Source organism: Nonomuraea sp. NEAU-A123 (genome assembly GCF_018603905.1).
In the GTDB taxonomy this organism is placed as follows: Bacteria; Actinomycetota; Actinomycetes; order Streptosporangiales; family Streptosporangiaceae; genus Nonomuraea.
Window position 1 is genome coordinate 92,561 of the sequence record NZ_JAHFZZ010000034.1, and the last position, 15,869, is coordinate 108,429.

Sequence of the window (15,869 nt, forward strand, 5' to 3'; positions counted from 1 at the left end):
GTATTTCTCCTGTTTGTCCGCTTGATTGCGGTAGCGCTGTTGTCTCATGCGGACTCGCGCAGCTTGCCGAGGTTGAGCTCCGCCCGAATCAGAAGGCGCTCCAGCGCTTCCCAGGTGGTACCGAGCCGTTCGGCGAGTAGTTCTCCGTCGATCTCCTGCGTTCGCGGGTTGATGGGCGGGTCGGTGGCAAGGACGAACCGGGCGTCCTCCAGGAGAGCCTGGGTGTTCCGCATGAGGCGGGCCCCTTCAAGGGTGCCCCTCTTCTTGAGCAGCCTCAGGTGGGTGTCGCATAGCAGACGCTCGTCCTTCGACCCGTTGATGCAGGTCGGGTAGGAGCAGCGGACGACGTGCCATGGCTTGGCCGCAGGGTCGTCGATCGCATCGGCCCACGCAGCCGCTGGATACCAACCGCTGGCGACGGCCTGCTTGCGCAAGGTCGTCACGACGGTCTTGCGACAGTGCGCGTACGGATCGAGCTGCATCAGCTCGTCGTACGTCAGCCGGAGCAAGCGGGCAGTTCGCAGGACGACCGTAGTTCTCTCACCGCGCCGAAGCTGCTTGAGACCATCCCAGGCAGCGCCCATCTGGTCGGCCACGTACCGCACGGGCCACCCCTCAACCGACAGCGCACGCATCCGCCGCATAGACCCGGTCGCGTTGACCAGGTAGTTGTCCGGCAGGTCGTCCACGGTGACGGTGAGAAGCGCTTCGACTGTGCACGCCCCGACCCGAGCCGGTGGTGGAAGCTGTCGGGTGGCACTACCTACGACGAGGTGCCTGACCGTAGTGTGCGACACCCCTGCGAGTTCGGCGATTGCCTCGTAGCTAACCAGCCAGATCCTGTGCAGTTCCCGGACGTGCTGGCGTGCCTCCTCGGCGTCGACGAGACCCTGCCAGGTGCCCGATCTTCTCCCCTTGTCGCGCTTCTGCCAGTAACGACGTCGGGCTTCGGTGTACGCGTCGCGAGTCATCGAGCGACCTCCGGCCACGTCAGCTTGTCGAGCGCTGCGCGGTGCGTCTTCGGCATGTCCGCGAGCGAGTGCCCGAGGTGGTCGGCGCCGAGCGCGGCCAGCGTTGCGGCGTCGGCCTGGTTGTGGTCACCCCCGGTGTGGAAGATCGGCAGGCGGCGGGCGATCGAATCGACGATCTCGCCCTTGCTGCCGCTGCCCTTGCCGAGCGCGTACGTCTTGAGCGTGGCCTGCGGCACCTCGACGATGGGCACTCCGGCGTCCGCGATGATGCCCATCGTCCGGTAGTACAGGTACGACCGCTCACCGACGCCGCCACGACCACCGTCCTGCCGGTTGAACACCAGCTTCTCGACCAGGACGAGATGGGCCTTCTCGGCGTTGGTAAGCACGATGATGCGACTGGCCAGGTCGTTGAGCGTCCGGTACTTGGTGCGCAGCGGCATGTTGGTGATGCCTTCGCGTCCGACCTTCTCGCACCAGCCGACGCCATTGGCCATGCCAGTTGCGGTGAGGGAGAGGTCGAGGCCGACGATGTGGAAGGGGGTCACGGTTGCCATTCCTTCGGGGTTCTGAGGACTTTGTGCAGGTCGTGGTCAAGGTAGAAGTCGGACCAGAGGGCCGGGTCTTTGGCGACCTGCTCGGCCGGCCGGGCGGCCCGGTGGTCGCGGTTGCTGCGAGAGCGTCGCCGCTCAGCGCGCCGAGCGAGCAGCGCCAGGACGAGCACCCCGGCGGCGGCCAGCACACAGAGCGCGCCGATCGCCGCCAGGATGTCTTTCACGCGGTGCCGTCTGCGCGGGCGTCGAGCTGGGCGCGGAGCGCGGTCTTCTCCGCCGCGGTGGCGAGCAGGTCACGCTCGGCCGACTCGGCCCGCTGCGCCACAGCAGTCAGCTCCTCGTTCAGCTTGTACGCCAGCTCGGACGCGGCTTCGTACTGGGAGCGCAGGGCGTTCATCTCGGTCTCGATGTCGCGTCGCATCATCTCGGCACCAACGATCAGGCCGAGCAGGATGCCAACGAACATGCAGACGACGGCGATGACGAGCGCCCACATCCCGCCGAAGACGATCAGGCCGCCGAAGAACGCGATGCTCACGCCGAGCACGAAGTACTTCTGGTACGGCTCGACCTTCTCGACGGCGATCTCGAGCTTGGGCTTCACTTCGTGGCCTCCCCTTCGATGCTGAGGATGTTGGGGTAGGACGAGGTGGCGGGGACGCGCCAGCCGTTGACCTTGATGCGGTAGGTGCGGCCTTCCTTCAGCTCGCCGTACAGCGTGGAGGAGTCGAATTTGAGGGATAGCCAGGCGTCGGTGTTTTCGTACACGTCGCCGTCGCGGTCCCAAACGAGGTAGCGGCACGACTTGGAGCTGTCACAGACCCGCTCCTTGTCCTCGATGGTGATCGTCTCGACGCGGGCGGTGGAGAGCTTGAACAGGCCGACTGCGAGGAAGATAAGCGCGCCGAGAACGAGAACGCCGCAGCCCCACAGACCGGTGTTGTCGTTGTAGCGGTTCATCGGCCACCGCCCTGGAGAGCGGCGTCGATGCGCGCCTGCTGGTCGACGGGGACGTGCGGCCGCGTCATCTCGGCGATGAGCTGAGTCGCGGGCCGGCCCGCGAAGCTCTCCCCCTCGGCCGGCTTGTCCGCGCGGAGCTTGTCCACGGTGGAGGGCGGGATCTCGATGCCCTGCTCGCGGAGCGCGGTGACGAGGGATTCGACGTCGGGCAGCTCGCATGGGGTGTATCCGATCCAGAAAACCTCCACGTCCTCCTCGTCGATGGAGGCGGGAGGGTCGAACGCCGTGGCCCAGTAGGTGTTGCAGGGGGCGTCCCAGCCGACCTTGGTGACGCGGCTCTCGGGTGAGTCGGGCGGGTTGGGGATGGTGTAGCTGCTCATGACTTCCTTAGTGGTCGGTGTCGGCGCGGGCCTGGAGGACCGCGAGGGATCAGGTGGTGGCGTTCTCGCGGGCGTACTGGTCGGCGTCGAGCTTCTGCAGCGCGGCCACGATGTCCCCGCGCCAGCCGACGACAGCGCCGGACAACCGGTCAGCGATCTGCAGGGCCTCCAGCAGACGGCCCTTGTCGTTGAGCGCGGCGGGGTAGCGGCGGTTGCCCATCGCGAGGACGGTTTCCTCGGCGGTCAGTCGGTGTTCGATCGTGGCGGGGGTGACGTCGTTGTACTCGACGGTGATGGTCTTCATGGGGCGCTCCTTGAGAGGCGGGCCCGGCGTCGGCAGTGCGCGACGCCGGGCCGGGTTTGGTCAGGTGAAGTAGTCGGGCTTGAGCGGGGCGTACGGGTCCTCGACCTCCTCGCCGTGCCAGGCGTTGGCGAGGCGGACGAGGACGACCCACGAGGCGTCGTGGACCGTTCGGGCCAGCGGGGTGCCGAGGTGAGCGTTCTCGGACAGGTCCTGGTGCACGTCGCGGATCCGCTCCAGGCGCTCGCGGAGCTCGTCGAGCTGGTGCCGGACGTGCTCGTAGTCCTCGCGTACTGTGGGCTCAGGCATGTACTCGACGAGCAGTCGGAACGCCTTGCAAAGCAGGCAATTGCGGCGGCTTTCGCACGCTCCCGCGTGGTGCGCGATCTCCGCGAAGATGGCGGTTCGCCGCTCGCGCTCGCGCTTGAGGCGGGCGAGCCGGTCAGCGCGGAGCGCTGACCGCTGGTCGTTGGTCAGCGGTATCACTGGCCACCGCCCGGGGTGACGTCGCTGTTGGTGAGCTTCTGGAGGAAGGCGGCGAGGTCTGCGTTGGTGGCCTCGGCGACCGGCTTCTTCATGTGCTGCTCGAACGTGGCGGAAAGCTGCTGGTTGTTGCCGTCGAGGTCGGACCAGACGTTGACGATGCGCTGCTGCATGTCCTTGCGGCGGGCGGCGGCCTGCTGCATCAGCAGTTTGACCCCGGTGTCCACCCGCTCGGCGTTGAGCTCCTTCGTCGAGGTGACGGCGACGCCCAGGTGCTCGGTGATCCACGCGAACCGGGCCTCGTCGTTCTTTGCGGCCGAACCCTTGCCGGTGTGGATGGTGACGCCGGCCTCGCCGAGCCAGATGCCGAGGTCGCGCAGCGCCTTGGCGGTGGGCTTTGGCTCGTCCTCGACGATCACCGCGTCCACGATGTCCTCGCCGCCGTCGGCCGCCGCGGTGCTCTGCTCGCGGGCGGCCTTGAGGAGCGCGTCGGCGCGTTCGGACGCCTTGCGCGGTTCGTCCGCGATCGGGCCCGCCGCGGGCTGGCCGAGGTCGTCGGCGAACTCCTGGAGGTGCTGCAGGGTCGCGGCCTTCATGGTCGTGCCGGTGCGGTCGCGGAACTCGGTGTGGAGCTGGCTCGTCGTGCCTGCCCACGCGGTCATGATGTGCTGGCGGATCCGATCCGCTTCGGGGTCGCTCGGCGCTGGCGGCTTCTCCAACCACTCCTGCGGGTAGCCGCCGGGCGGCGGGGTGTGCGGGGGTTCCTCCTCGTGCGTGGGCTCGTCGGGCTCAGGGGCGGCCGGGGCGGCCGGGCCCTGCGGTGCGCCCTTGCCCTGCTCGGGGAGGAAGGTGGCAACACGGGCCTTGGCCGCGGCCTCAACTTCCTCTCCTCGGCATTGCCAGGCGGGGTCGAGCTTGGTCGTCCTCCAGATGGCCAGGACGGCGTCGCGGTTCGGGGCTGTCTTGATCATCGTGAGGTAGTCGGTGGCGGGCGCAGCCTCGATCGCCCGCTGAGTCTCGCCACCCCGGGCCAGTTCGGCGCGGCGCGCGACCTCGCCCGACATCAGCTCGTCGAACCCGATGCCCTCGATGGTCAGGCCGGGCACCATGTACGTCGCGGCCTTGACCACGTGGTCCTTCTCGTCGAGAAACGAGCCGGTGCGCTCGGCCACGTACAGCCAGGCGTCCACGTAGGTCCCGGCGTGGGCGAGGAATTCTGCGGCGTTCGGCAGTTCGGCCGCGGCGTTGCCGCCCTTGCTGTCGAGTCGCCACAGGCCCAGGCTGCGCAGCCTCTTCAGAAAGACCCCGAGCCGCGTGTGCGGCTTGCACGGCCGCCTCTTGAGCTCAACGTCTGCGCCGCACAGGCAAGGGCCGACGAACGGGGGCTGCATCGCTACGCCGGTGCAGCGGCGGACGCACAGCTTGCCGTCCCAGAGCTCCATGTTCTGGCTCAGGCCGTTGGGCGGGACGATCACCGGGATGCGCTTCGCGTCGGTGATGACCTCGAACTGCGGGCCCTGCGGCGACTTCCACGGTCTGGCCTGCCCGCCGTACAGCTCGGCGACGCCCTGGATCATCTCCTCGGACGGGCTCGTGAACCGGAACGTCTCGATCTTGCTGGGGTACTCCTTGCCGTTCTTGCTGATCTTCTTCACGCCGAGGCGGATCCGACCGTCCTGCCAGTGGCGGCGCTGCAGTACAGAGGGGTCGATGGGCATCAGGCGGCGTCCTTCCTGGTGGTCTTGCTCGGGGGCTGGATGGGCTTGTGACCGCGCATTTCGAGCCCGTGGACGTAGTGCGCGAGCGGGAGCAGTCCGCAGAAGGCGTCGAACGCGTCCCGATCAGCGGGCAGAGGGACGAAGCCGTACTCCGTCTCACGGAGGTTGAGGATCGCCGTCCCGGCGAACTCCGGGACCTCGAACTCGTGGCTGTCGTCGTGGTCGTCGGTCTCGCCGTACCTGCACGACGGCGGGCACACCAGGGCGACCTCCGCGTTCCGCAGCGCTGCGAGTTGCAGCAGGTAGTCCTCGTAGACGGCGCTGGCGGGCTTGGTCAGCGAGGTCTTCATGTCGATGAGCCACAACCCGGACGGGGTGGGGATCGGGTCGGGCGGGACCGCGCGCGGCTTGAACTTCGGGATGATCGGCGACGTCGGACCGTCGAAGCGGAGGTTGGCCCAGATGTCGCTTGTGCCCCCATAGGGGATGGTGCGATTGATTACCGTGCACTCGGCCGCCACGATGTCGCGGCGGATGTTCACTCCGAAGTCGGCGAGGAACTGCCGGTAGGAGTTGACGAACGGTTCGGCTTCCTCGTCTGGGATGTACGGGGCGCCGAGGTTGATCGCTTCGCCGATGGCGTGCACGCGGGAGCCGAGGTCGGCCTTCTTGTCCCACTGGACCCGGTACTGCGCCTTGGCCAGCTTGATGAACTCCACCATGTCGTCGGGGTCCGCAGCCGCGCGGATCGCGTCGGGGAGGTTGTCCATCAGCCAAATCGCGGTGTCCCTCGCGGCGGCGGGGGCCAGCGCCTCGATCATGTGCTGATCGATGGCGTTGGTGACCGAGATCTTCATCCGGTTCGGGTCGTCCAGGGCACACATCGGGTCGCAGTAGTAGCGGCCCGCGCTCGTCGGGACGGCGTGGCTCGGGTCGTACTCGTCGCGCTCGTCCTCGCGGATAGTGATGCTCACGCACCACCGCCGAGGTGCCCGTCATAGTCGGCCTGGCCGAACCAGCCGAATCGATACTCGTCCTCGATCATCGGGTCGAGCGCGGGCCCGCCGCGGTAGCTCGGCCAGCGCGGCGGCGGCTCGTCGTTCTTGAGAGCGCCGAGGTAGTCGGCTTGCTTCGATTCGGTAGGGGGTGCTGTGCGCGGTGGGGTCACTGGGGGTCCTCTTCGTATTCGGCGGCCAGGAGCTTTCGGCCGATCTCCTCGATGAGCTGGTAGGCGGCGTCGTGGTCGCCGAGGACGTCGACGAGCAGACGAGTGAGCGCGGACTTGGCGTCGTAGTTCCAGTGCTCGGCAGCTCTTGTGGCGATGAGCTGCACCAGGTCGTCGGGGATCGGCGCTTGAGTGGTGTTGGTCATGCTGAACGCGGCACCGCTGTTAGCGGGCTGGGACGTACTGGACGTGAACGAGAACGACCTTGGCTCCGCCGTCCTTGGTGACGGTGCGGGTGGTGGCCTGGAACGTTCCGCTTTCGTCGTTGCGGAAGCCCCTGTAGCCGTTCTTGACGGCGTTGAAGAGGCGGTTGGTGTCACGCCTGCCTTCGGGGGTGTCGGGGGTCTCCGCAATGACTGCCCACTTGCCGGGGTTCTTCTGAAGTTCGGCCGCTACGGGCTCGTACTCCTTGTTGATGCGGGTTTTGACGGGCGCTGGGTCTTCCCAGCGGATGATGCCTGCGGGCATGGCGATATGACGCTCTGTGGCTTGGGGGTGGTTTTGCCGGGCTTTTTCGCCGGTGCGCTGCTTTCGGTCGCACTCGATCGAACCGACATAACGACACTATCGCGTCGTGACGCACCGTGCAACGTCTGACGCATCATTTGCGTCACCGCAGCTACCTCGCTCATGTCACAGAGAGTAATCGCTCACTTTGCGATTGCAGAGGACGCATTGACACATCAGTTGATACCGTTGCGCCAGACTCGTATGACGCATCAAATGCCGTGAAGGGACACCCGACTCGCCGTGGCCGACCTCAACCAGCCCTCAGCAGTGGTTCAGCTCCTCATTGATCGCCGCAACACTCCGGGAGGGCTCAAGCGACGCATCTCCACCCGCGCCGCCGCCACACGCGCGAAGGAACTGGCCGGCAACGCGTTGTCTGAGCCCACCTGGCGACGCATTGAGTCCGGCGAGAAGATCCCTGAAGACCGGGAACTCGTGCTCATGGCGGCCGCGATCAACGATTTGGCTGCCGAGGTCATCATTTCCCCGGACGACTTCGACGAGCATGGCCGGCCTGCGGCGGCCGAGTTGTTCCGCGAGTGGATCCGTGAGCGTACCGCTGCCGATCCAGCGCTGGCGGACATCGACCCGCAACTCGCACCGGAATCCCTGCAGCAGATGCTCCAGAAGATGCTCGGTGAAATCCGCGAGCTACGTGGCGTTACAGCCGCCGAGAAGGCCGAGATGGAGAAGATCCTGCTGTCGAACGTTGAGTCAACGCTGAAGGCGTACGGCGCCCAATTGCGCATCTTCCGACGCAAGTAGTGGTCAGTTCATCCAGTGGCGCAACGCATAGGCGCCAAGCTACAACTACGTGCAGGCCCTGCACGCCGACGTCTTCCCCCAGCGGCTTGACGACCATTCTCACCGCAGGCTAGTGATCTCCTTGGCAAAGCCTCGAACGGCCGCGCGTTGTTTCTGGCCGAGCGCGAGCACTCGGCGAGCGGTGCGCACGCGCCGCCAGCCCGAGATGGTGTGGAACGTTACTGGTGCAGATACAGCCATGATCCACACCAGCAGCAGCACCGCCGCATGGCCGGTTAGCCTGCCCATATCGATCAGGATGAGAAGGGAAGACGCCGTCGCCACCCAGCTCACGACTGACATAGTCGCCATGCTGAGCAGCCACACGCGCGCCTCGTAACTGATCATGGAGTTGGTCCCCGTCCTCTCCATCGCCGACGTCACATACCGTCCGCATGCACGGACGGATCCAATCCGGACATCTCCCGCTACCTCGCGTCGGGCTCCGACTCGATAGGAGAAGAGATCATGGTGACGGAGGCTGGCGAACTTGTCGGCTGGCCTACCGCCCGAGCAAATGATCTTTCCTGCAGAGGCGAATATTGTCAACTGACGGCTATCTTTCCCGCCGGGTGTGTACTGTTGGCGAACAGTTGAATGTAGGCGAACGGCGTCCGAATAGGGCAAGCCGGGCGTGAGGAATGGGGTGGCTGTGGCGACCTTCGCCGAGCGGCTAGACGAAGCGTTGAGGGACAAGGGCTGGTCCGCCCGTCAAGCCCAGCGCGAAATGAAGCGCACCCATCCGGATCTGGCCATCACCCACGCCTACATCAGCGGTCTGCGGAGGGGCAAGCACACCAACCCTTCAACCGAGGTCGTAACCGCGCTAGCGCAGTTGTTCGACGTGTCGGTCAGTTGGCTTTTCGGTGAGGACCCGCCCCCACCGCAGCTCAGCGAAGAGGACCAGCAGCGACACCAAGCGGTCCGCGAGGGCCTGGCCGAACTCGGCGTGCAGAACATCGCCGAGCGCCTGGTTGGCCTGTCGCCGCTTTCGCTGGAGGCCATCGAGAAGATGGTTGAGGCGATGCGGCGGGCCGAGCAGCTCGACAACGACACAGACGTGCAGTAGTCGGATCCGATCACGGGCGCGGGTAGCCTGTCGCGGGCCTGACCGAAAAGGTTGTGATATTGCCGTCCCCCACGCTGCTGACTGCCTTGTCGAAGGCGCCGCTCCCGCAGCCGTTCACCCTGGATGCTTTCATCGCTCGGATCCGGGCCGTACGGCGGCGCCCCCTGCACATGCTCGACTTGCCCGCCGAGGCCGCCAGCGCCGTATCCGGGGTATGGATCGCGACGACGAAGGCCGACCACATCTTCGTCGCTCCCGGTGCCGCCGGGCTGCTGCGCGTCAACATCGTCTTGCATGAGGTCTCCCACATGCTGCTCGGCCACGGCAAGGTCGGCGGCGACGTCGAGGAGGCCATGCGCCGGCTCCTCGGGCCCTTGGTGACGGGAATGGCAGCACGCAGCCGCTACGAGACCGTCGAGGAGCGCGACGCCGAGAAGCTCGCCACGCTCATCCTGACGCGCGCCCACACCCCGCCCGAAGGCGGCGACGAGGGCCTGCGCAAGATCGGCAAAACATTCGGATACGACCTTGGAGGCGACGACGCGTGAGCGTTGTGGACTGGATTGCCCTCGTACTGCTGTGGGGGGCGTCGATCTCCCGCATACGGTCCGCCAGGCATTCATTCGAGCAGCGAATGCTGTGGGCTGCGTTCACTGCCCTCGCTTTATCCAGGGTGGTCTCCGCGGCACCCGTTGTCGCATGGATGGACACCACCACTGGCACCGAGGCGGCTACTCTGCTCCGCCACGTCACCGGCCTGGTCTCGGCGGCGTGTCTGCTGGCGTATGTAGAGGCGATCACTCGCCGGGATCGGCCGTCCCGGGGGCGCTGGGTCTGGCCGACCGCGCTGGCCGTCATTGTCTTGCTGTTCGTGATGTTCCTTTCGCGTGGGGGCCGCATCTACTGGGCGGACGGCGCGACCGGACCCGGGGAAACCGCCATTGTGGGGCGCATCTACCTAGTTGCGTTCGACGCGTGGCTGATGACGTGCGGGTGCGCCGCGGCCTGGATGTTCGCCCAGCACGCGCGGCTGGCGCCGCCGCTCCTGCGACTCGGACTGATCTTGTCCACCATCGGAAACGTCTCCGGCGTGATCAACCGTGGCCACGTCATGACGGTGAACCTCGCGCACTTGATCACCCCGGCCACCACCTGGCGGGAAATCCCGGCGCTGCACAAGACGTCGTTCCTCATCTGCATCCTGTTCATCACAGCGGGCACGTCAATCCCAGCCTGGCGCGCAGCGACCACCCGCCTGCGGCAACGAGCCGAGCTGCGGGAGCTGCAGCCACTGTGGGAGGCGATCATCCGCCAGTACCCGACCGTGTCGCTCGGCATGAAGGGCTCACTGCAAGCCCGTATCGTGCGCCGAGTGGTGGAGATCCAGGACGGGATGCTGAGCCTCACTTCGGTCCATGAACCGCCTACGAGCGACGATCCCGCCGAGGTGGCCCAGTGGATTGCCGAGGCTCTGCAAGCCGCCCGCGCCGGTCAGGAGCCGGGGGTTCCAACTGGACGGATCCCTGGTCCGGATCTCACTGGCGAAGAAGACAGCACGGACAAGGTGAACAATGAGGCGGCATGGCTGCGTCAGGTCGCGGCCCAGTTCAAGAAGATCAGCGCCGAGAAAGCCGCGCAGCTCGCGCCTTGACGGAGCCTTCGCACCCGCACATCTGCTGTAGGCCGGAACGTCCCCTGCTTGATCCTGCCAGCACCGCTGCCAGTTGGGGTGATGGTAAGAAGTGCATCACACGGCCCAAACGTGCGGGTATTGTCCGAGGGCTCGCGAGATGATTTCTTCATGCGCCGCATCGGCTTAGCCCTTGTCGTCATGCTGCTCCTCGTCGCTGGCGGATTCCTGCTCAGCGTTACGGGCAGCCAACTCACCGGCGTGGAGGACATCAGCACCGTCGTCACGGCGCTGTCCGCGCTCGTCTCCGGTGCCGGAGCCCTTTTGGCAGCCGCAGCAGCATGGCGTTCGACCGGCAGCCCCAAGCCGACGTCGAACAGGGGCACGCACCCCTCCGCGCTGACTGCCGCGGACCTTGCCCAGCTCGACAGCGACCAGGCCCCGGTCCGGCTGGTCGGCCTGTACGCCCTGGAACGTCTCGCCGAGCAGAACCCGGCACTGCAGCAGGACATCGTGGACGTGATCTGCGGCTATCTGCGCATGCCCTTCACCCCGCCAGCCGCCCGCGCCGACGTCGCGCGCCCGACCGCGCCTGACGGCCGCGACCCGCACGGGGAACAGGAGGTCCGCCTGGCCGCCCAGCGCATCCTGACCACCCACCTACGCCATGAGACCCACCTAGGCCATAAGGTGCCTCCACCCCGCTGGTGGCAGCGCCGACCCCCTGAGCCCGCCTCGCGGCACTGGCCCGGCATCAATCTGGACCTCACCGGTGCCACCCTCATTGACTTCGGTTTGACCAGCTCCCGCGTCGGCGACGCCGCGTTCGACGGGGCGATCTTCACCGGCACCGCCAGGTTCAGCGAGGCGACCTTCACCGGCGACGCCAGGTTCAGCAGGGCGATCTTCACCGGCGACGCCAGGTTCAGCGGGGCGACCTTCACCGGCGACGTCTGGTTCGACCGGGCGACCTTCACCGGCACCGCCGGGTTCAGCGGGGCGGCCTTCACCCGCACCGCCTGGTTCGACGGGGTGACCTTCACCAGCGACGCCAGGTTCGACCGGGCGACCTTCACCAGCGACGCCAGGTTCGACCGGACGACCTTCACCGGCACCGCCGCGTTCGACCGGGTGACCTTCACCCGCACCGCCGGGTTCGACCGGACGACCTTCAGCGGCGACGCCTGGTTCGACTGGGCGACCTTTACCGGCGGAGTCACGTTCAACGGGGCGAGGAGGCTGGAGCGGGTGGAGTTGTACGGCGTGCGGGTGGAGGTGGAGGGCGCGGACATGCGTCGGATGTGGCCGCCCGGCTGGCGGGCAGAGACGGGCGCGGACGGGTGGCAGACGCTGCACCGGGCGGCCGCCCCGGAGGAGAAGGGCGAGACAGTGGAGGGCGGGCCGGGGCCCGGGGCCGGAGGGGGTTGACATAAGGTCCCTTACCGCGCATCACGACCGGGAATAGCGTCCTACGTGGCGTTATCCGCCCGGTGCGCGCCGGACTTATCCCGCCATGTTCGAGCCGAAACCGCACCCGCTCCGGGTTGCTGTGGTTCAGCCTGTGACCTGCTGTGACGCTGTTCGTCTGGGCCGTATGAAGCGATTCTTACCACCGGGCCCAGTTCTCGCCGTCGGCGCCGTGGTGGTGGCGTTGATCGGATGGGCTCGCGCGGAGATCCGCGACCACACGCCTGCTCAGGTGCTCGCGGGTACCGCGGCCGGGGCTGCGGCCACCTGGGCGACGCTCGTAATTTTGCTGTGAGACGTTAAATCGGCGTCCGACGTCAACCACAGCCAGTACAAGATCGTCATACCATTAACGATTCTTGATGCCGACGTCCTGCCGAGGCACAACGAGAGGTAATGGGACTAGATCATGACACGAACGATGGCAGCAATCGCGCTGGTCTTTGTCGTGGGCACGGTGACGTTTGCGGTGTTTCTCGTCCATGCCGTCGGGTCCCGTGAAGTCGAGGGCCTGGACGTGGCCTTCATGGTGGCGGCCGGGCTAATCGTCGCCGTCAGCGCGCTGGCGGCTGTGCGGCGGCGACCGGCAGCGTCAATCGTCGATGTTTACGCGATGGGTGGCGGATACGAGCGCGTCAAGCGTTGAGAAACGCATGGAGCCGGACAGGTCATAATCTGCCCGGCTCCATGCCCGTAATCGCACACGCGGATACAATTCCGCAGGTCAACGTATATTCGGCCATTTATCGCGGCTTGTGACGAACGTTCCGATCGCGGGCACCGTGTATACCCATCCCTGCTCACGGAGCAAAGCCACGGCGGCACTAGCGGTCTTCTTGGCCACGCCGTACTGCTCGATCAACTCCAGTTGCGAGGGCAGCACCTGATCCGGCCCGTAGTCGCCCCGCTTGATGCCCTCTGCGAGGTCGGCGGCGATCTTCTCGAACTCACGCGGCTCGCGGATCTGCGGAGCGTCGCGCGGTCCGACGTAGGAGCCATCGGCACGGATGGTGTAGATGACATCTGCCTCGCGCAGCACCTCCAGGGCTCTGCGCACTGTCAGCCGTGACGCCTGGTGGGTCGCGCACATCTCGGCTTCCGTCGGGAGCGCCTGGCCGGGCTTAAGTTTGCCGGCGGCGATGTCGTCCTTGATGGCGTTGACGATCACCTGATAGATCGGCACTGGCCCCCGAGGGCCTCGCTTCGTCATGGCCGAAGTATACATACCGGGAACCTTTGTAGACATTAGGGGTCTGCTGATCGGGCAGGGAGGTGACGAGCCGGAAGCAAAGAAGCCCCAGCGCCAGACGGCGCCGGGGCTTCGGCGTATTCGTGCAGATACGCAGAACCAGCCTACGCCGCGCTGTCCGTCAGCGTAGCCGCACCGGGGAGCGGCGCTGCGGAGGATTGACGGCCATCACACGCTCCCGTTCTGCCCGTCGACCCGCTCCCAGACCTGCGCGCCAGTCTCGACCAGGTCGTCCTCGTTCTCGAAGTGGTCGAGTGCCCACCACAGCGAGTTGAACTTGAGATCGGCGGCCGCGCAGACCGCCGCGCCGAGCTTGAAGAGGTCGCGCGCCTGGTCGTCGCTGACGCCGAGGTGGCTGAAGTCAACGGCCATCACTTCTCACCGTCCTGCGCAGGCTCGCGCTCGGCCGGCTGGTCGGCCGCCAGCTCGGTGACCCAGTTGCCCATGACGAGCATGCCGACGAGACCCAGGCCGAGGATCCACGTGATCAGGCCGGTGCCCTTCATCAGGTAGGCGAAAGTCAGCCACATCGCCAGCATGAGCAGCAGCGTCACCAGGCAGACGACGACGCGGATGGTGGGGTTCATAGGGGAGGTCCTTTCGATGAGTGGTTGGTTGAGGCGGTCGGCGTACGGCCGGCCGGGCTGGAATTTCTGATTGCGATACCGCAATTAGCGGTAATAGCCAGGGCCTTTGTCGCCGCCGTGCATGCGAACCCGGAACTCCTCATCTGGCGTGAGGGCGAGCGCGGGAAGCGTCTCGATCCCCTCGCGCCTGGCCTTCCAGAGGCGGTGCCAGCCGTCGATGGGGATGTTCCCGGTGTCCAAGAAGGGGGCGAGGATCAGGGGCTGGGTGAGGTCCACCGTGGCGGCGTGAGCCTTGTTGATGTAGACCAGCCACAGCAGCGCTGCGGCCTTCTCGACCTGGATGTAGTCGGGCTCGCGACCCTCGACGATGCTCATGGCGGCGGTCACGTTCCACGCGTAGGGGCCGAGGTGGAACACCTCGCGCGTGCGCGGGGTGGGCTCGGACGGCTGGGCGGTCACGCCCATTTCTCCTCTTCGATGGCGTCGGTGAGGCTGTTGATGAGCCCTTGGGCCTCTTCGAGGGTGATCTTTTCGAGGCTGCCTTCGACAGTGCGACTGCCGGGCAAAGCGGCGATTTCGATGAAGTTGGTGCCGTCTACGCGGAGGACGGCGACGGGCGAGCCGGCGCAGGTGTACTCGTGCGGTTCGAGCGCGGTGGACATGGCTTCCCTTCTGGGCGATGCGGTGTTGGCGCTGGTGGCGAGGTGCGATCAGGTGGCGAAGAGGGGAAGACCTCGTGGGGAGCGAGGCCCTCCTGACTGGCGTGCTAGTGAGAAGCGGGGGGTGCGGGCAGGAGGACCCAGCCCTCGGCGTCGTGTTCCTTCCAGGTGGCCGCGAGGAAGTCGGGCAGAGGTCCGTCGATCCAGGGGCAGTAGATCGCGTCGCCTTCCCACAGCACGTCAACGTCGTCGTAGTAGCTGTGGGCGGCGAAGAAGCTGGCCGAGGCTTCGGTTCCCCAGAAGTGGGTCATCCAGACGGGGCCGGGCTCACCAGGTTGCGCGTCGGGGGTGATCTCGTAGTGCTTGATCTCGATCTGCCCGTTGTCGAGGTTCGTGCGGGTGTAGAGGCGGGTTTCCATGTGGTGCCCTTCAGGGTGTGGTGTTGGTGCCGGTAGCGGTGTGCCACCAGGTGGCGAAGGAAAGTTGATCTTGTATGTAGCGATCACTCTTATAGTACATTAAGTAGGGCGGTATAGATAATCAGGAAACCAGCAGGTCGGAGCGATGAACCAATCACATGCGTGCACGTCCCAGACGACACGACGACAGAGACCCCGTACGGTGAGAACGCACGCCACACGCCACCACAGGAAGCCACAGATGCCGCGCAACCCGAAGCCGCCACAGCACCCGCAAGCCGAACTGTTCGACAACCTCTCAAACGAGCAGCAGCAGAGTGCGGAACCGCAATCGGCCCGCCGAACTGGCCCCCGACGAGTCCGCGCGGTCCGATGGACCAAGCTCGTCCCCACCATGGTCTACCTGTACAGCGACATCGACGACCGCCTCACTAGCGCCCTCGAAGACATCGGCCTGGGCCCGCAAGAAGCTTTCGAGCTCGCCATCAACACCTACTGCGATGCGCTGCAACCACCGATCCGCGCCGAGTTTCCCGAGCCGATCAGCAAGGCTGACCTTTCGCTGCCACGGGATCCCAACCCACCGCCGCCCGGCACACCTCGCGAACGCTCTGTCGCACCAGGCACCACCGTACGACTCACACCCAACGCACGGGCGAGGCTCGCAGCCGCATGCAAGCAGGAACAAATGGGCGGCATGGCCGGCCTCAACGACGCTATCGAAGCGTGGCTCGACGAGCTGGACCTGGAGCAGTACACAGATTGAATGCGTAGAGTCTTAGCCTCGTGACGGATCGCTTTTGGTGCGGTACGACCGAGGTATGCGGTACGGGCAAAGGGGTGGGTACACGCCTGCGGAGCAGGAGCGGCGGGAGTGTGTACG

28 protein-coding genes are annotated in these 15,869 nt (G+C 66.3%); 8 read left to right on the plus strand and 20 right to left on the minus strand.

The window, feature by feature from the left end; translation table 11 throughout:
• Positions 1-44 precede the first annotated feature (44 nt).
• Genes KLK06_RS54095 through KLK06_RS54155 form a run of 13 tightly spaced genes read right to left on the minus strand, consistent with a single transcriptional unit; the run spans position 45 to position 7,060 of the window.
• The gene (locus tag KLK06_RS54095; protein WP_214643700.1) at positions 45-971 is read right to left on the minus strand and encodes a hypothetical protein; all 927 of its coding nucleotides are present in this window, start codon (positions 969-971) and stop codon (positions 45-47) included.
• Entirely contained in the window at positions 968-1,519 is a 552-nt protein-coding gene (locus KLK06_RS54100) for a hypothetical protein (protein WP_214643701.1), read from the minus strand. Before KLK06_RS54100 ends, KLK06_RS54095 begins: the two co-directional genes overlap by 4 nt.
• Positions 1,516-1,749: a hypothetical protein gene (locus tag KLK06_RS54105; protein WP_214643702.1), complete on the minus strand. Its 234-nt coding sequence runs from the start codon at positions 1,747-1,749 to the stop codon at positions 1,516-1,518. The genes KLK06_RS54100 and KLK06_RS54105 overlap by 4 nt, the downstream gene beginning before the upstream one ends.
• A complete protein-coding gene (locus KLK06_RS54110; protein ID WP_214643703.1) occupies positions 1,746-2,129 on the minus strand; it encodes a hypothetical protein in 384 nt (127 codons plus the stop codon). The genes KLK06_RS54105 and KLK06_RS54110 overlap by 4 nt, the downstream gene beginning before the upstream one ends.
• Positions 2,126-2,485, minus strand: a complete 360-nt coding sequence (locus tag KLK06_RS54115) for a hypothetical protein (RefSeq protein WP_214643704.1) — start codon at positions 2,483-2,485, stop codon at positions 2,126-2,128. The genes KLK06_RS54110 and KLK06_RS54115 overlap by 4 nt, the downstream gene beginning before the upstream one ends.
• Positions 2,482-2,865, minus strand: coding sequence for a hypothetical protein (locus tag KLK06_RS54120; protein WP_214643705.1), 384 nt, complete (start codon positions 2,863-2,865; stop codon positions 2,482-2,484). Before KLK06_RS54120 ends, KLK06_RS54115 begins: the two co-directional genes overlap by 4 nt.
• Positions 2,866-2,914: 49 nt before the next feature.
• Entirely contained in the window at positions 2,915-3,169 is a 255-nt protein-coding gene (locus tag KLK06_RS54125) for a hypothetical protein (RefSeq protein WP_214643706.1), read from the minus strand.
• A gap of 60 nt (positions 3,170-3,229) precedes the next feature.
• The gene (locus KLK06_RS54130; RefSeq protein WP_214643707.1) at positions 3,230-3,652 is read right to left on the minus strand and encodes a hypothetical protein; all 423 of its coding nucleotides are present in this window, start codon (positions 3,650-3,652) and stop codon (positions 3,230-3,232) included.
• Positions 3,649-5,367, minus strand: coding sequence for a hypothetical protein (locus tag KLK06_RS54135; protein ID WP_214643708.1), 1,719 nt, complete (start codon positions 5,365-5,367; stop codon positions 3,649-3,651). Before KLK06_RS54135 ends, KLK06_RS54130 begins: the two co-directional genes overlap by 4 nt.
• The gene (locus KLK06_RS54140; RefSeq protein ID WP_214643709.1) at positions 5,367-6,341 is read right to left on the minus strand and encodes a hypothetical protein; all 975 of its coding nucleotides are present in this window, start codon (positions 6,339-6,341) and stop codon (positions 5,367-5,369) included. The genes KLK06_RS54135 and KLK06_RS54140 overlap by 1 nt, the downstream gene beginning before the upstream one ends.
• Complete coding sequence (locus KLK06_RS54145) at positions 6,338-6,535, minus strand: hypothetical protein (protein ID WP_214643710.1); 198 nt, start codon at positions 6,533-6,535, stop codon at positions 6,338-6,340. Before KLK06_RS54145 ends, KLK06_RS54140 begins: the two co-directional genes overlap by 4 nt.
• Positions 6,532-6,738 carry a hypothetical protein gene (locus KLK06_RS54150; RefSeq protein WP_214643711.1) on the minus strand — a complete coding sequence of 69 codons (207 nt, stop codon included), beginning with the start codon at positions 6,736-6,738 and terminating at the stop codon, positions 6,532-6,534. Before KLK06_RS54150 ends, KLK06_RS54145 begins: the two co-directional genes overlap by 4 nt.
• Positions 6,739-6,757: 19 nt before the next feature.
• Positions 6,758-7,060 (minus strand): hypothetical protein, encoded by a 303-nt coding sequence (locus tag KLK06_RS54155; RefSeq protein ID WP_214643712.1) that lies wholly within the window; start codon positions 7,058-7,060, stop codon positions 6,758-6,760.
• 282 nt (positions 7,061-7,342) lie between these two features.
• Here KLK06_RS54155 and KLK06_RS54160 point away from each other — a divergent pair, with 282 nt between their 5' ends.
• Entirely contained in the window at positions 7,343-7,867 is a 525-nt protein-coding gene (locus KLK06_RS54160) for a hypothetical protein (protein WP_214643713.1), read from the plus strand.
• Positions 7,868-7,966: 99 nt separating this feature from the next.
• Here KLK06_RS54160 and KLK06_RS54165 read toward each other — a convergent pair whose 3' ends face one another.
• Positions 7,967-8,254: a hypothetical protein gene (locus KLK06_RS54165; RefSeq protein ID WP_214643714.1), complete on the minus strand. Its 288-nt coding sequence runs from the start codon at positions 8,252-8,254 to the stop codon at positions 7,967-7,969.
• Positions 8,255-8,558: 304 nt separating this feature from the next.
• On the opposite strand from KLK06_RS54165, the gene KLK06_RS54170 reads away from it, so the two are divergent.
• The 6 genes from KLK06_RS54170 (at position 8,559) to KLK06_RS54195 (ending at position 12,718) form a co-directional block, all read left to right on the plus strand.
• The gene (locus KLK06_RS54170; protein ID WP_214643715.1) at positions 8,559-8,975 is read left to right on the plus strand and encodes a helix-turn-helix domain-containing protein; all 417 of its coding nucleotides are present in this window, start codon (positions 8,559-8,561) and stop codon (positions 8,973-8,975) included.
• Positions 8,976-9,034: 59 nt separating this feature from the next.
• Complete coding sequence (locus KLK06_RS54175; RefSeq protein WP_214643716.1) at positions 9,035-9,523, plus strand: hypothetical protein; 489 nt, start codon at positions 9,035-9,037, stop codon at positions 9,521-9,523.
• Between the two features lie 5 nt (positions 9,524-9,528).
• Positions 9,529-10,626, plus strand: coding sequence for an MAB_1171c family putative transporter (locus KLK06_RS54180; RefSeq protein WP_308168923.1), 1,098 nt, complete (start codon positions 9,529-9,531; stop codon positions 10,624-10,626).
• Between the two features lie 150 nt (positions 10,627-10,776).
• A complete protein-coding gene (locus tag KLK06_RS54185) occupies positions 10,777-12,033 on the plus strand; it encodes a pentapeptide repeat-containing protein (RefSeq protein WP_214643718.1) in 1,257 nt (418 codons plus the stop codon).
• 166 nt (positions 12,034-12,199) lie between these two features.
• Positions 12,200-12,367, plus strand: a complete 168-nt coding sequence (locus tag KLK06_RS54190; protein WP_214643719.1) for a hypothetical protein — start codon at positions 12,200-12,202, stop codon at positions 12,365-12,367.
• Positions 12,368-12,493: 126 nt separating this feature from the next.
• Positions 12,494-12,718 carry a hypothetical protein gene (locus KLK06_RS54195; protein ID WP_214643720.1) on the plus strand — a complete coding sequence of 75 codons (225 nt, stop codon included), beginning with the start codon at positions 12,494-12,496 and terminating at the stop codon, positions 12,716-12,718.
• A 78-nt stretch (positions 12,719-12,796) separates the two neighbouring features.
• On the opposite strand, the gene KLK06_RS54200 is transcribed toward KLK06_RS54195, so the two are convergent.
• The 6 genes from KLK06_RS54200 to KLK06_RS54225 all read right to left on the minus strand — a co-directional run bounded on the left by KLK06_RS54200 (position 12,797) and on the right by KLK06_RS54225 (position 14,986).
• Positions 12,797-13,255 (minus strand): GntR family transcriptional regulator, encoded by a 459-nt coding sequence (locus KLK06_RS54200; protein WP_214643721.1) that lies wholly within the window; start codon positions 13,253-13,255, stop codon positions 12,797-12,799.
• A 234-nt stretch (positions 13,256-13,489) separates the two neighbouring features.
• A complete protein-coding gene (locus KLK06_RS54205; protein WP_214643722.1) occupies positions 13,490-13,693 on the minus strand; it encodes a hypothetical protein in 204 nt (67 codons plus the stop codon).
• Positions 13,693-13,908, minus strand: coding sequence for a hypothetical protein (locus tag KLK06_RS54210; protein WP_214643723.1), 216 nt, complete (start codon positions 13,906-13,908; stop codon positions 13,693-13,695). The genes KLK06_RS54205 and KLK06_RS54210 overlap by 1 nt, the downstream gene beginning before the upstream one ends.
• Before the next feature lie 84 nt (positions 13,909-13,992).
• Positions 13,993-14,367: a hypothetical protein gene (locus KLK06_RS54215; protein ID WP_214643724.1), complete on the minus strand. Its 375-nt coding sequence runs from the start codon at positions 14,365-14,367 to the stop codon at positions 13,993-13,995.
• The gene (locus KLK06_RS54220; RefSeq protein WP_214643725.1) at positions 14,364-14,570 is read right to left on the minus strand and encodes a hypothetical protein; all 207 of its coding nucleotides are present in this window, start codon (positions 14,568-14,570) and stop codon (positions 14,364-14,366) included. Before KLK06_RS54220 ends, KLK06_RS54215 begins: the two co-directional genes overlap by 4 nt.
• Before the next feature lie 104 nt (positions 14,571-14,674).
• On the minus strand, positions 14,675-14,986 hold the full coding sequence (locus KLK06_RS54225; RefSeq protein WP_214643726.1) for a hypothetical protein: 312 nt from the start codon (positions 14,984-14,986) through the stop codon (positions 14,675-14,677).
• Between the two features lie 241 nt (positions 14,987-15,227).
• Between KLK06_RS54225 and KLK06_RS54230 the strand changes: the two genes are divergently transcribed.
• Positions 15,228-15,752 carry a hypothetical protein gene (locus KLK06_RS54230; RefSeq protein WP_214643727.1) on the plus strand — a complete coding sequence of 175 codons (525 nt, stop codon included), beginning with the start codon at positions 15,228-15,230 and terminating at the stop codon, positions 15,750-15,752.
• Positions 15,753-15,869 lie beyond the last annotated feature (117 nt).